Raw genomic sequence first — 14803 nt, 5'->3', positions numbered from 1 at the left:
TTTGTGAAGAAATTAGCTTAAACTTATCCGCCATGATAGTCGAAGAAAAAGATTTCTTCAGCAACTTCCCCTTATCGAAGGAAGAAACTGTTAGCGAAATAATATTGACACATCAGAAAAAGTAACGAAAATACACATTTATTGACAAAATCGGAAGTGGAATTAGAAGTTTCTGTAACCATTTCCCGAAAAAACAAGGCCCTTCCTGAAATTGCTAAACTACTACCTTTTTAACTCGGATCATAAATTTCACCCAATAATTAGATATTATAACAATACCAATAATTACTGATAATTAAACCAATATTAGGTACGGTCATTGAAAATATTCCTAATTTTAAGACTTATTGCATGTCCCTTATAAATGAAATTTTATCCTTTATTGTTATTATAAAAAAACATTATTCAAGTTATCATTTTCGCAAATAGATATTTTCAGCTTTGTGATCTGGTCCTTTTGTTAAAACGAGTTTTGCCCGTCCTTTTGTCGGCAGTATATTTTCATGTAAATTTTTCAAATTAATTTCTTCCCAAATTTGGGTCGCTTGTTTAATGGCTTGTTCTTCGGACAAGTCAATATAACGATGAAAATAGGATTCGGGACTTTGAAATGCGGTCTTTTGAAGTAATAGGAACCTTTCAACATACCACCGCTCTATGTCATTTGCGTCTGCATCTACATAAAGTGAGAAATCAAAAAAGTCACTGACGAATACTTGATTTTCCTTATCAACTTGAAGAACATTAATACCTTCCACTATTAAAATATCCGGATTATAGATAGTCTGCACTTCATTTGGCAAAATGTCATACTTCAAATGTGAGTAGATTGGAACTTCCACTTTATTTTTTCCTGCTTTTACATCCCCGATAAGGTTAATTAATTTTTGCGTATCATAACTTTCAGGAAACCCTTTTCTTTTCATCAGTCCTTTTTCTTCTAATAGATCATTGGGGTACAAAAACCCGTCGGTAGTGACAAGACCTACGTTTCTATGATTATCCCATCTAGATAATAAGGTCTGAAGTAACCTTGCTGTCGTACTCTTTCCTACAGCAACACTCCCTGCAATTCCAATGATATAAGGTACTTTTTTATCATCAGTTTTTAGAAAGGAAGAAGTGGCTGTATTAAGCTGCTGAGATGCTTCAACATATAAATTGATTAAACGAGTCAAGGGCAAGTAAACCTCTTCTACTTCCTGAATGGATATTTCTTCATTAATTCCTTTTAAGTTATCCAATTCTTCTTCAGTTAAAGGAAGAGGGGTATGGTTTCGCAAAGATGCCCACTTTTTTCGATTGAATTCATAATAGGGAGTATAGGAACTCATGATTTTTCGTTACCTCACTTTTTAGAGTTACTATCAGTTTAACAAGGATGATGACCATAAAAAAAGATGTTCCTGATCCCTTATTTACATAAAGACCCTATGACTTGATGAAAGAAGTTGAATGTATGGAACTAGCAGGCATAAAGGGCGTTCCTGCATGATTAAACATTCTAGGTGGTTAATCTTTGAATGATAACCCACCTGTCTCCAGAGCATCCCTAAGTTTAGGTAAGGAAGCTGGTCCCATACCGTGAAACTTCAAAATCTCTTTTTCACTATATGTTGATAGCTGATGTAAAGAGGTTACCCCATTGTTTTCCAATGTGCGTCTGGCTGGTGCCGAAAGCACTGAAAGAAATCCGATGTCAGGTTTGCGTTCTTGCTCACATACAGGGCAGTTCGGACAGTCGCTGGATTTATAGTATTTGTGACCCTTTTCGCAAGTCCTCAAATTCTTTTTTGAAGTGGTCATTGTCAATGTCTCCTTTTTTGATGATTTTTAACATTCTATCTTAAGAAGTAATCACATCGCACAGTTAACTTACGCTAAACTTTGGCGGAAACGTATCCTGATGTCATTAACTAGATTGCCCTCGCCCCAATCACCATAGCCCAGAAAGCTGTTAATTAACTAAGGGAGCTCAACAAGAACCTTACTTACTGTTTTCAGTTGCTTCTCGGGATATCCAAGGTCACTATACACCTCATATATCCAACAAGCAATATCTATGACACAACTTTCATCTTCAACTATCATTTTATCATCTCTTGGTAACTAAACTGCCCTTTTAGTTTCATTGGAAAAGGGCTGCCGAAGCAACCCTTTTCAAAACCCAAAGTGAATGATGGATCAACCCACTTTATCTTCCTTCTGAGCCATTGTCTGAGCATCGGCTTGTACACGCTTGCCTATTCCAAAAGCGAAATAACTAATTGCAACGATAGCCAGAAAACCTATTCCAACCATTAGTGATATACGGGTGTCATCATTAAACCACATACCGATTAATACCATGATCAAGAAAGCGATGGTCAGGTAGTTTGTAACAGGTGCAAAAGGCATCTTGAAGGGATGATTGTGCATTTCGGCTTTTTTAATTTTCCTGAATTGGATTTGGCTGATCAGAATGACAAACCACGGAATCATACCAGGAAGTACACTCGCACTATATACATGCACAAATAAATTTTCTGGTGCAATATAACTTAAAACAACCCCAATTGCTAATCCTACTATCACTCCGAACGTACCGAATAAAGGTACACCGCTATTAGATACTTTCGCAAAGAATTTTGGCGCTTGGCCATTCATCCCTAATGTGTAAAGCATGCGTCCTGCACTGTAAATACCACTATTGCAGCCAGACATTGCAGCCGTGATTACGACAAAATTAATGATTCCAGCTGCTGCCGTGATACCAACCTTCGCAAAAGTAGCAACAAATGGACTGCCAATCGCACTTAATTGATCCCAAGGGTAAACGGTTACAATAATGAAAATCGCACCGATATAGAAAATTAAAATACGCCAAATGGTACTTTGAATTGCTTTGGTTATCGTTTCTTGCGGATTTTTTGCTTCACCAGCCGTAATCCCGATTAATTCTACACCTTGATAAGCGGCAACCACCAGTGAGAGAGCAAAGAAGAAGCCCTTCCAACCACCTGTAAATAAACCACCATGTTCCCAAAGATTCGATAATCCTAAGACTTCCCCTCCATTACCGATTCCAAAGAAAATAAGTCCAAATCCTGCAACGATCATTAATATGATCGTTACGATTTTAATCAGTGCAAACCAAAATTCAATTTCCCCAAAGGATTTAACGGAAATTAAGTTCGCTGCTCCAAGAATCACCATTGCGATTAAACCTGGAATCCAAGCCGGGAGATCAGGGAACCAATACTGCATGTACGTCCCCACTGCAATTATTTCTGCCATCCCGACAATAACCCACTGGAACCAGTTACTCCATGCTGTCATATACCCTGCCAATGGATGAATGTACTTATAACCAAATGTTGCAAATGAACCTGTACTTGGCTCTAAATACAACATTTCCCCCATTGCACGCATGATCAAGAATATAAATATCCCAGAGATCGCATAAGCTAACATCACTGACGGACCTGTCCATTGAATCGTGCTGGCTGAACCCATAAATAAACCGACACCAATCGTTCCGCCCAAAGCGATCATCTGAATATGACGACTTTTCAAGTCCCTATTCAAATCTTTGTTTGCCATTCCATTTCCCCCTACACTACTAATAGTCGAAATTTAATGCAAGATGCTTAATACACTCCCTATTTAGTATAGAAATGATATAGCAGGCCCCACTTTTTTGAATCTTTCTTAAAGCTGCCTCATAAAATCATTCTTCACTCTTAATCAATCCTGACAGTTAGAAAGATTACTATCAAATTTCATGTATATCTTAATTCTGTTCAAGGCGTCATAGAAAGCGCTTACTTTTTATCGTTTATAACAGCCCATCCCTTAAGCGTTAAAATTCCTCTGTATAAAATAACTCGAATAAAAGAGTATTGCAACTCTTTTATTCGGCAGGCAGGTTAATTCATGCTGTTACTAAAAGGGACTTTAACCTCAGCTTCAACAACATATCATTCGTCATTTTCTCTAAATCATATTCCGCCTTGAATCCCCACTCTTCCTTTGCACAAGTTGAATCTATTGTATTCGGCCAACTATCGGCAATGGATTGTCTTACAGGATCGACCTCATAATTCATGATAAATTCCGGAATATGCCTTTTAATCTCGGCAGCAATTTGCTCCGGATCAAAGCTCATGGCTGACACATTGAAAGAATTGCGATGTTTTAATTTTGAGGCATCTGCCTCCATTAGATTAATGATGGCAGCTAAAGCATCAGGCATATACATCATATCCATATACGTTCCCTTATCAATGTAAGAAGTATATCGCTTATTTTTAATCGCTTCATAGTAAATTTCAACTGCATAGTCGGTAGTTCCACCGCCAGGAGGCGTGACATACGAAATCAGTCCCGGGAATCGAAGCCCCCTCGTATCAACCCCAAATTTATGATGATAATAATCACATAATAACTCTCCGGATACTTTATTCACCCCGTACATCGTATTCGGCCGTTGAATGATGTCTTGCGGTGTCCAATCTTTAGGTGTGGTTGGGCCAAACGCACCAATCGAACTAGGTGTGAATAATTGGCAATCGAGTTCCCGTGCCGATTCTAAAGCATTGACCAATCCGCCCATGTTTAAATGCCAAGCTAAAAGAGGTTTCTTTTCAGCTGTTGCTGACAATAAAGCGGCTAAATGTATAATTGTATCCACTTCATGTTTTTTTGCCATGTTAAACATCGCTTTTTCATCTGTAACATCTAAAATCTCAAATGGACCTGATAGGGCAACATCGCTGTCCGTTTTTCGAATATCTGTTGCAATGATATTGTCAGCTCCATAAATCTCTCTCATTTTCAGCGTAAGTTCTGAACCAATTTGACCTAAAGCCCCCGTTACTAAGACCTTTTTCATCAAAAATCCCTCCCTATGTTTTAAACTCTGAAACAAGCAATCTCTTATATGATCGACATCTCTTTTCCCACTTTTTCATAAATGGCAATTGCACGGTCCAGCATCTCTTTTGTATGAGCAGCAGTAGGCATATTCCTAACTCTTCCTGTACCCTTTGGAACGGTAGGGAATACGATTGATTTAGCATATACACCTTCTTCATTCAACCTCTTTGAGAATTGCTGGGTTTTTGCTTCATCCCCTATGATGCAAGGCGTAATCGGTGTTTCGCTCTCCCCGATATCAAAACCTAATTCCTTTAGGCCTTTTTTCAAGTAATCGCTGTTTTCCCACAGCTTATTTTGAAGTTCTGAGCTATTCATCAAAATCTCGATGGCTTCTATACTAGCTGCAACTGCACCCGGTGTGGCAGCCGTTGAAAATAAAAATGGACGGCTTCTCACCTTTAACCAGTCAATCAAATCTTTCTTTCCTGCTACATAGCCTCCAACAACACCAATGGCTTTGGATAATGTTCCAATTTGGAAATCCACTTTATCCGATAACCCAAAATGTTTTACCGTTCCTGCACCATTACCCAATACACCTGATCCATGTGCATCATCAACATAGGTGATTAAGTCAAACTCTTCTGCAATTTTCACAATTTCAGGAAGCTTGGCAATATCCCCGTCCATCGAGAAAACTCCATCAGTAATGATCATGACTTTGTTATACAACCCGGACTCCTTTGCTTGGCGCGCTTTTGTCCGTAAATCGTCCATGTCGGAATGGATAAAGGGAATAATTTTCGCCTTGGATAATCGACATCCATCAATGATTGAAGCATGATTCAGTTCATCTGAAAGGATGGCGTCATGTTTATCCATCACTCCTGAAATCGCTGCCATATTACAGTTAAATCCAGATTGATAAGCAATTGCGGCTTCTGTATGTTTAAATTCTGCAAGCTTTTCTTCTAATTTGACGTGAATATCCAATGTTCCGTTAATTGTACGAACAGCACCGGCTCCGACACCATATGTTTTCGTCGCTTCTATGCAAGCCTCTATTAATCGTCGATCTGTTGCTAAACCTAAATAGTTATTTGATGATAAATTAATTAACTTCCTGCCTGCAATCGTGATTACCGGACCGTTTGGACCTTCCACCGGATCAATTACGTTGTATAGTCCCTTTTCTTTTAAATCTTCCAAATTTTCTTTCAAAAATTGATTTAATACTTCACTTGACATTTAATATACCCCCTCATTGCTGGCTGGAATAAATGTATGATTTTTATATGTTTTACCCCTATTAAAAAAAACATTGTATTTATTTCATTTTTTCTGAAAATACATGTGTCTTCTCCAAAAACACACACCAGATTAACCTAAACCCCTTTATACTAAGAGTTATAACAATCATAATAATAGATAATTTTAACGTTGTCCATATTGTGCGGACAAAAAAATCGAAATTTTTGTAGTTTTACAATAAACATCCGCCTAGAATGCGCTTATATCAACGGAAATACGAAGAGAAAATCATCATCACTTTTCAATGTAAACGATGTTTTATCTTCTGTTTTTTGGAGACATTAACAAATAACCACAAGTAAGGAGGGATATAGTGAAAACAGAAGATGAAAAAACCTCAGAAGGCCTAAATGAGATTTTTGAGATTATCAATGCAAAAGGTGACATTGGGGAACTAAAAGAAATCGTCCAAAAACCTGATGAACAAACAAATGAAGACAAGTAAACTAAGGGGATTAATCATCCTCTTTTTTGTCTGTTATACATTGTACTAATGGACGCTTAAGTCCAATACAACAATAAAAGAGAGCTGCTGATCAGCTCGGATACAATTAAGTCTCACATAGCGATCAAAAAAAACAAAAAGTCATGCAAAAGAATGGGAGAAAGAAAATAAGAATAAGGATTTTCCCTATTTCTTTTCCTTTGTCCACAATTCATGCACAACTTACAAATTATCACTTCGAAGATTGCCCTGAATCGATCCATCGGCATTTCTCCGAGCGGTCCTCCTTCATTGATCGCCGCATTTGCAACAAATACATCAAAGTCATGATTATCAATCCTTGCTCGATCACGTTCATTTGCAATATCCAATTTGAAGACTTCCATATCCAGGCCCCGTTCCTGCGCCTCCCTCATAAGATCCGTTTTCTGGGAAGTGATTTCCGTTGTGGCGATTACACGGTGTCCCTGCTTTGCTAACCCGAGTGCAGCTCCTCTACCAAGCCCGCTGCCCGCTCCAGTAATGAAAATTGTTTTGGCCATCTTTCATTCCTCCTATCATGCTTCTCTATGATTCTTCTTCCCATATACGAATGATATAGACCATTAAAAACGGTCTGCCTATATGCGTGTTTATCCGTTCTTTTAAAGGAAAAAAAACTATATCAAGTTTATTCCTGCATCTATTTTCAAGATAAGTGAAATAATTAACAAGAAGAGATATTTAAAGAAATAAAGGAGAATGGCTGTGAATTATAAAAATATCACGATTGCCGGCAGCGGCGTTTTAGGAAGTCAGATCGCATTTCAAACCGCATTCAAAGGGTTCAACGTGTCAGTATATGATATTAATGATGAAGCATTAGAACGTGCAAAAGATAGGATCATTAATTTGAAGCCATATTATAAAGAAGACATAGGCGCTACTGAGGAAGATCTTAATACTGCTTATGCCCGCATATCTTTCCACAGTGATTTATCTGTAGCAGTTGCCGAAGCTGACCTTGTGATTGAAGCGATTCCAGAAGTAGTTCAAATCAAAACGGATTTTTACACAGAGTTAGGAAAAGTTGCTCCTGAAAAAACAATTTTCGCCACGAACTCTTCTACATTATTACCAAGCCAATTTGCCGAAGCGACAGGCCGTCCAAAAAAATTCCTGGCTTTACACTTCGCTAATGAAATCTGGAAAAACAATACCGCAGAAATCATGAAACATCCAGGAACGGATAATGAAGTGTTCGATGAAGTGATTGAATTTGCAAAAGCGATTGGAATGGTTCCTCTGCCTTTACATAAAGAGCAGCCAGGCTATATTTTAAATTCCTTATTGGTTCCTCTTTTGGATGCTGCCCAAATGCTCTTATTAAAAGGAGTGGCTGATACGGAAACCATCGATAAAACGTGGATGGTCGCAACAGGAGCACCGCTTGGACCTTTCGCCATTTTAGATGTGGTAGGAATCAATACCGCTTATAATATTTCACTTGCAAAAGCGAAAGCGACAGGTGATCCAGAGGTTGAAAAGCTGGCAAACTTATTGAAAACAGAATATATCGATAAAGGGAAAATCGGAAGAGAAGCAGGAGAAGGCTTCTATAAATATCCCAACCCACATTTCGCAAAACCAGACTTTTTAAGAGGTTAATCAACTTGTATGAATGTGCAGAAGGTGTCTAAGGGGTGCCTTCTGTTTTCAAATTATTTCTCACTTTCTAATGTCTTCGAATAGAAAAAGACCCTGAAATCGAAAAAGTGCTTTTCACGAAATCACGGCCTAAATATCATGAGGTTACAGAACCCTTATCCCCTATATCTCAAAGTTAATCCTTTTAGGAAGTTCCTAGCGTATCGATCCCCGCACTCTTTATAATTCCTATGACCCACTTTTCTTAATATAGCGCTTAATTCCCCTTTGGTTATCATAACTCCTGCATCTTCCAAGATATCAATCATATCCTCACTTGTTAATGTCAATGCTATTTTCAGTTTCTTCAGAAGGATATTATTCATACTTTCCTTATTCTTTACAGCCGGTGCCTGACTTTGAGGCTGACCAGGTTTTGGCTCTTGTCTCCCTCGTTTAAAAATGATCAAACCATTTAAGAAGGACTCTAGCATCATGTTATTACAGTTTACCCCATCTTCAGCTTCATCCATATCATCATCATATTCATCATAATAATCATCTTTTGGTTTTGTGAGCATCTGCATGACTTCTTCTCTTGTCACTTCAATCTCCCCGAGTTTAAATATCTCAACCATGTCTTTATCTTTAATATCCAGCGCATATCTTAATCGAATTAATATATCATGATTATGCATCCAAAACCCTCCTACGTATTTCTCGATTTTCACAGTACTTTCATTATTTCACAAATGGATGGAAATAAACGCAGATTAAAATCCGAGAACCTTTTACAGATTCCCGGATCACTCTGCTTATTCTTCAATCAGCTTCAATGAGGTCACTACTTCAACATGGCTCGTCTGAGGGAACATGTCCACCGGCTGCATGGCCTCCACACTATAAGAAGAGCCCAGTTCTTGTAAGTCCTTCGCCAATGTGGACGGGTTGCATGATACGTACACAATGGTTTTCGGTTTAACTTTCAAGATTGTCTGCAGTAACGATTGATCACAGCCGGATCTTGGCGGGTCGACGACCAATACGTCCGGTTTCCAGCCTTCTTTGGTCCAGCGTGGAAGGATATTCTCGGCTTTGCCTGTTTCATAGTATACATTGTTCCGTTTATGTTTTTTTGCATTTTTCTTGGCGTCCTCAATGGATTCTTTAATGACGTCCATTCCTCTGACTTCCTTGGCATTTTCGGACAGCCACAGGCCAATGGTCCCGACACCGCAATAAGCGTCAACCACTTTTTCCGTGCCGGTTAAGGCTGCCGCTTTTTTCACTTCATCATATAAGCGAACAGTTTGGACCGGGTTAAGCTGGAAGAATGTACGGGCTGATAGTTCGTATGATAGGTCACCCAATGTTTCGTTGATGACTTTTTCGCCTGCCAGGTGAATCGTTTTTTCGCCAAAGATAAGTGATGTGTTCCGGTTGTTGATGTTTTGAACGACCGATTTCACTTCTGGCAGTTGGTCACGAATTTGTTTAAGCAACTGGTCTTTTTGTGGAATTTCCTCCGCACCAGTAACGAGGACAACCTGCACTTCACCCGTTTCAAATCCTACCCGTGTGATGACCGTACGGATCACACCTTTTCTTTTTCTTTCGTTATAAATCGAGATGTTCAGGTTCTTTAGTATTTTTTTCACTGTCCGCGTTACCTTATTTGTTGCCTTATGCTGTACAAGGCAATTCGGGATATCGATCAGTGTGTGGGAATTCAAGCCGTAAAGGCCAGCAATCAATTTGCCATCTTTTTGGCCGACTTGGTACTGACTTTTGTTGCGGTAATTCCAAGGATCTTCCATGCCGATTGTTTCTCTTACATTTAATGAAGAAACTGGGAATTTATAATGACGTTCCATCGCTTGAATGACGATATCGCGTTTTTCAATTAGCTGCTGGGCATAGCTTAAATGCTGTAACTGACATCCGCCGCATTCAGCGTAAACTGGACATGGCGCTGCAATGCGATGCGGTGATTCTTTACGGATGGTTTTTATTTTCGCCTCGGTGAAGTTTGGCTGAACCTTTGTGACCAAAGCTACAATTTCTTCACCAGGCAATGCACCTGGGACGAAGACGACTTTCTTTTTGAAATAACCTACTCCCTCCCCGTTAATGCCAAGCCGTTTAATCGTAAGGGGAAGGGTTTGATTCACTTCCAGTTTTGTATCTTGAATGTTTGTCATTTCTTTTCACTCCGTTTTTCAATGCTTCTCCACAAATAGAGGGAAGCGTAGCTTAGATATGGGGCCCATTTCACACTGTAGGACTCCATTTCTTCTTGGGTTGGCTTTTGCGGTAAGCCATATAATATTTTCAAGGCATTTTGAATGCCAATATCGGCTTTAGGAAATAGGTTCGGCCGGCCAAGTCCAAAAAGCAGGAAGTTTTCAGCCGTCCATCTACCGATACCGCGTATTTTTATTAGTGTGTCCATAACCTCTTGATCGGATAGCTTCTCCATTATATCAAGGTTGAGATGGCCTTGAGTGATCTGCTCTGAAAGTCCGATGACGTATTCGGCTTTCCGGCCACTGAATTGAATGGCTCTTAATTGTTCGATTCGAAGTTGGGCTGTTGTTTCCGGTGTCGGGTAAAACCAGGCACCTTCCAACTGGTAGCCGAAGGTTTTAACGAATCGTTCCGTGAGCGTATGGGCAAAGGATAAGTTCAATTGCTGATGTATGATGCATTTGACGAGGCAACTGTAGTAATCGAAGTCCAAGACTATGGCAGTACCGCGGTGCTCTTCGAAGATTTTACTTAAATCTGTTTCCCGGAAATGCCGGGAAACGCCTTCTAATGGCTGATGCCAATGAAAAACCTTTTTTAACCGTTCGATTGCTTTTGACTTGTAAACCTCTGAATGACCTTTGATGATAAAAGATGGTTCATCGATATTTCCTATTGCCTGAACCTGCAAAACGATTGGTTCTTTTTCTATATATAGCGGAACTTTTACCGTCCTGTTAGTAAAATCAACTACCTGAAGTGGGTCTAACGATAACCGTTCGAGAACTAGATCGAAATTATAGGGTCCTTGAACCTGTAATTTTTCTGTCCACACAAGCGATCCATCCTTTAGCAGTTTTCCACGTATTATAGCATGTTTCCAGAAATATTACTTGAAATTAAAGAGAATGGATAAAAGCGGGACCTGAATTATCACTACAGGACCCGCTTCTCATTTTAATAAAGCATTCGGTTCGGCAATTGTTTCTCAATCATTAAAGCATCAAGGCTACTGAATGTGTACCCCTGTTTTTCAAGATCCGTCAGAATCGAGTCCAATGCTTCCGCATTATCCTTCGATACGGTATGCAGTAATAAAATCGCGCCAGGATGAATCTGCTTAAGCACTTCATCGTGTGCGAACGCGGCACCCTTTTGTTGATCAACAATCCAGTCTTTATATGCCAGTGACCAGAAGATGTGGTAATACCCTTCTTTTTTTGCGACTCTCATCGTTCTCTCATTAAATACCCCACGAGGCGGCCTTAAGTAATTCATTCCTTTTTGCCCCGTTAATTTTTCCGTTGCTTTTTTTACCCGCTCAAGTTCCATGCGTATCACATCGTCCGTCACGCTGGTCATATCCGGATGGTTCCATGAATGGTTTCCTACGATATGCCCCTCATTAGCCATACGGACAACAAGCTCAGGTGCGGTCTTTAAATAATGACCCGTGACAAAAAAAGCTCCTGGAGCACCATGTTTCTTCAGAACATCTAAAATCTGGGCCGTATAGCCATTTTCATAACCGTTATCAAATGTTAAATAAACGACTTTTTTCCTTGTATCCCCTTTATAAATCGCTTCATATTCAGGCAGCATCTTATTGAATTTTTCACCTGCATCGGCAGGTGTCCCATTTTTTCCTTTATTGAAACCCCAGTTATAGGATTCTGCAAAAGCTGGGCTTGCCAAAGAGCATATCAAGCATATTAAAGCGGATAAAATCACCTTTTTTTTCATTGGAATATCCCCCATGTCCTTTTTTCTTATTGTTTGGAACATGGAGATTTATATGCATGATATTGTGAATGTCGAATTATTGGATTCCATGTCTAATTCACTACGCTCAGGAACCAATTTTAGTACCGCGGGCCAAATTATTAGAGGTATTTCCCCGCCAAACTTAAATCCACCAAAAAAAGGCCCATCCTCCAAAAAGGATAGGCCCCCCATGCTTTGTTTATCCTTTAAATAACGCTTGTGCCGCCTTCCAAATAATGGCGATAGCGAAAATGAGAACGATTACAATTCCGACTACGTCAAGGAATGTTTCAAGTCCGGAGAAAATCGTGTTTGCCACAGGAAGTTTGATGAAAGCAAAACCAGTTAGCATGGCCATAAAGAATAAGAAGTAGTTATTCTGCATGAAAATCCCCCCTTTCTCTTCTAATGTATGTGCGACCTTTCCAAAAGATTGTACTTTTCTGAGGTAATTTTCGCCTTTTTTTCATATACATTAGCAGGGGGGGAATGAAATGCTGGAATGGGTTATCACTTTAGGCTTTGTTGGTTGTCTTGGTTTAAGTGGTGGAGTGTTTGTTCATTTTGTGAAAAGTGGATTGAATTTAGAGGATGCATCAAGGATCGATCCACTGCCGGAAATAGAAGAATAAGCTATGAAAAAGACGCCCAACCGTTTGGTGAGCGTCTTTTTCCATACATTTATTTAAATACTGGTTCTTTGAATTGTGCCAACTTTTCCAATGAAGATTGCTGAACGTCTTTATGCAGGCTGTTTCCATGTGAATCCATAGTTACTACTGCAGTAAATCCTTCAACATTCAGATGCCACATCGCTTCTGGAATACCAAATTCAGTGAAGTTCACGCCTTCGACGGATTTGATGCAGTCTGCATAATATTGAGCAGCCCCGCCGATTGCGTTTAGATAAACGCCGCCGTGTTCATTAAGTGCTTCCAGAGTTTTTGGTCCCATTCCACCTTTACCGATAACTGCACGGATGCCGAATCGTTTCATGATATCGCCTTGGTATGGTTCTTCACGAATACTCGTTGTCGGTCCGGCAGCCTTCACATGCCATTTACCTTCTTCGTCCTTCAGCATAACCGGACCACAATGATAGATGATTTGTCCATCCAGGTCGATTGGTGCAGGATTTTCAGATAAATGCTTGTGGATCGCGTCACGGCCTGTATACATTCTGCCGTTAATATGAACGACGTCACCAACTTTTAATTCGCGGATTTGTTCTTCCGTGATTGGTGCTTGCAGGGTGATTTCACGGGAAGCTTTAACGTCCGGTTCAGCAGCGGCTGCCACTTCGTCCTTCGCTGCTTTTTCTGCTTCTAAAGCAAAGTCAATTTTCTCGCCTTCTTGATACAACCACTCATTGATTTCACCTGTTTCAGGATTGACTTTCACTCCTAAACGGCGGAACGCCCAGCAGTTGTAAGCAACGGATACGAAAAAGCTTGCCGGAATACGGTGCATGACACCGATTTTACACCCAAGCAGTGTAGTTTCGCCGCCAAAGCCCATCGTGCCGATTCCCAATTCATTAGCTGATTTCATGATGTAATCTTCAAGTTTACGAAGGTCTTCATTCGGATTCACATCTTCATTACTGCGGAAGAGTTGAGCCTTTGCCAGATCATATCCGGATGAACGGTCCCCACCGATACCAACGCCGATGAAGCCGGCACTGCAGCCTTGTCCTTGTGCTTGGTAGACAGAGTGAAGTACACATTTACGGATTCCGTCCAAATCACGGCCCGCTTTCCCCAATCCCTCAAGTTCCATAGGCAGACTGTATTGGATGTTTTTATTTTCACAGCCGCCGCCTTTTAAGATAAGGCGAACATCAATATAGTCTTTTTCCCATTGATCGAATTTAATGACCGGAAGACCTTCCCCAAGGTTATCCCCGCTATTTTCACCCGATAAAGAGTCAACTGCGTTTGGACGAAGTTTTCCGCCTTTAGTCGCTAAAATGATCGCATTTCGGATTGCTTTTTTTATTTCAAGTTGGTTCACGCCAACTGGAGTTTTTATTTTGAAAGTCGGCAGACCAGTATCCTGACAAATCGGTGATACATTGTCGTCAGCCATTGTGATATTATTCGTAATGGTGTCCAAGCTTAATGCAGAACGAGTACCTGCATTTTCACGTTGTTTTGCACTTTTGACCGCACGACGAACATCCTTTGGAAGATTCGTTGAAGTTTCAACGATAAGACTGTACATACTTTCTTGGAATTTTTGAATATCCAAATTTCTCTTCCCCCTCTTATTTCCCCTAGATTTAGATTTAATCATTTCCCTGCTTCTCTATAAATAGCGAATGATTCAACACCCGTTTTATTATACATCTAACATAATCTTTCGAAAACAAGTAATTATTTTTCTTAATGAACAGCAATTTGGAGAGAAATGATCAAAGCGCCTTAAATAGCCCATAGGTCAAATATCATAGCCAATCATTTCCAGTAAGATTTGATATTAAAAAGAGATGACGCAGGTTTCTCGTCATCCCTTCATGAATATTAACATTGAAAAAGTCATACTATCGAA

General features: G+C 39.8%; 14 protein-coding genes and 1 pseudogene. 3 read left to right on the top strand and 12 right to left on the bottom strand.

What is annotated here, in order from left to right; all coding sequences use genetic code 11:
* Positions 1 to 413 precede the first annotated feature (413 nt).
* From coaA to JNUCC41_RS12090, 5 genes are all read right to left on the bottom strand, one after another.
* Complete coding sequence (gene coaA, locus JNUCC41_RS12110; protein ID WP_192207785.1) at positions 414 to 1334, bottom strand: type I pantothenate kinase; 921 nt, start codon at positions 1332 to 1334, stop codon at positions 414 to 416.
* 178 nt (positions 1335 to 1512) lie between these two features.
* A complete protein-coding gene (locus tag JNUCC41_RS12105; RefSeq protein WP_192207784.1) occupies positions 1513 to 1806 on the bottom strand; it encodes an RNA polymerase alpha subunit C-terminal domain-containing protein in 294 nt (97 codons plus the stop codon).
* Between the two features lie 378 nt (positions 1807 to 2184).
* Positions 2185 to 3582, bottom strand: a complete 1398-nt coding sequence (locus tag JNUCC41_RS12100; protein ID WP_192207783.1) for an amino acid permease — start codon at positions 3580 to 3582, stop codon at positions 2185 to 2187.
* Between the two features lie 331 nt (positions 3583 to 3913).
* Positions 3914 to 4873: an L-threonine 3-dehydrogenase gene (locus JNUCC41_RS12095; protein ID WP_192207782.1), complete on the bottom strand. Its 960-nt coding sequence runs from the start codon at positions 4871 to 4873 to the stop codon at positions 3914 to 3916.
* Positions 4874 to 4917: 44 nt separating this feature from the next.
* Positions 4918 to 6108, bottom strand: a complete 1191-nt coding sequence (locus JNUCC41_RS12090) for a glycine C-acetyltransferase (protein ID WP_192207781.1) — start codon at positions 6106 to 6108, stop codon at positions 4918 to 4920.
* Positions 6109 to 6484: 376 nt separating this feature from the next.
* Between JNUCC41_RS12090 and JNUCC41_RS27065 the strand changes: the two genes are divergently transcribed.
* Positions 6485 to 6616 carry a hypothetical protein gene (locus JNUCC41_RS27065; protein WP_258832873.1) on the top strand — a complete coding sequence of 44 codons (132 nt, stop codon included), beginning with the start codon at positions 6485 to 6487 and terminating at the stop codon, positions 6614 to 6616.
* A gap of 233 nt (positions 6617 to 6849) precedes the next feature.
* Here the strand turns inward: JNUCC41_RS27065 and JNUCC41_RS12085 are convergent.
* Positions 6850 to 7158: pseudogene (locus JNUCC41_RS12085) on the bottom strand (SDR family NAD(P)-dependent oxidoreductase); the annotation flags it as partial.
* Positions 7159 to 7363: 205 nt separating this feature from the next.
* Between JNUCC41_RS12085 and JNUCC41_RS12080 the strand changes: the two are divergent.
* Positions 7364 to 8263 carry a 3-hydroxyacyl-CoA dehydrogenase gene (locus JNUCC41_RS12080; protein ID WP_192207780.1) on the top strand — a complete coding sequence of 300 codons (900 nt, stop codon included), beginning with the start codon at positions 7364 to 7366 and terminating at the stop codon, positions 8261 to 8263.
* Positions 8264 to 8418: 155 nt separating this feature from the next.
* Here JNUCC41_RS12080 and JNUCC41_RS12075 read toward each other — a convergent pair whose 3' ends face one another.
* The 5 genes from JNUCC41_RS12075 to JNUCC41_RS12055 form a co-directional block, all read right to left on the bottom strand.
* Complete coding sequence (locus tag JNUCC41_RS12075) at positions 8419 to 8940, bottom strand: YehS family protein (RefSeq protein WP_192207779.1); 522 nt, start codon at positions 8938 to 8940, stop codon at positions 8419 to 8421.
* Between the two features lie 117 nt (positions 8941 to 9057).
* On the bottom strand, positions 9058 to 10443 hold the full coding sequence (rlmD, locus tag JNUCC41_RS12070; RefSeq protein WP_192207778.1) for a 23S rRNA (uracil(1939)-C(5))-methyltransferase RlmD: 1386 nt from the start codon (positions 10441 to 10443) through the stop codon (positions 9058 to 9060).
* Positions 10440 to 11324, bottom strand: coding sequence for a DNA-3-methyladenine glycosylase family protein (locus JNUCC41_RS12065; protein ID WP_192207777.1), 885 nt, complete (start codon positions 11322 to 11324; stop codon positions 10440 to 10442). The genes rlmD and JNUCC41_RS12065 overlap by 4 nt, the downstream gene beginning before the upstream one ends.
* 122 nt (positions 11325 to 11446) lie before the next feature.
* Positions 11447 to 12232, bottom strand: coding sequence for a delta-lactam-biosynthetic de-N-acetylase (gene pdaA, locus JNUCC41_RS12060; RefSeq protein WP_192207776.1), 786 nt, complete (start codon positions 12230 to 12232; stop codon positions 11447 to 11449).
* Positions 12233 to 12452: 220 nt separating this feature from the next.
* Positions 12453 to 12638: a hypothetical protein gene (locus tag JNUCC41_RS12055; protein WP_192207775.1), complete on the bottom strand. Its 186-nt coding sequence runs from the start codon at positions 12636 to 12638 to the stop codon at positions 12453 to 12455.
* Between the two features lie 109 nt (positions 12639 to 12747).
* Between JNUCC41_RS12055 and JNUCC41_RS12050 the strand changes: the two genes are divergently transcribed.
* Entirely contained in the window at positions 12748 to 12885 is a 138-nt protein-coding gene (locus tag JNUCC41_RS12050) for a hypothetical protein (RefSeq protein WP_170971547.1), read from the top strand.
* 49 nt (positions 12886 to 12934) lie between these two features.
* Here JNUCC41_RS12050 and JNUCC41_RS12045 read toward each other — a convergent pair whose 3' ends face one another.
* Positions 12935 to 14503, bottom strand: coding sequence for a fumarate hydratase (locus tag JNUCC41_RS12045; RefSeq protein ID WP_286182405.1), 1569 nt, complete (start codon positions 14501 to 14503; stop codon positions 12935 to 12937).
* Between the last annotated feature and the right edge of the window lie 300 nt (positions 14504 to 14803).

Origin of the sequence: Brevibacillus sp. JNUCC-41 (assembly GCF_014844095.1) — a bacterium.
Taxonomy (GTDB): Bacteria; Bacillota; Bacilli; order Bacillales; family DSM-1321; genus Peribacillus; species Peribacillus aracenensis.
This window is presented reverse-complemented; position numbering and strand designations above follow the sequence as displayed.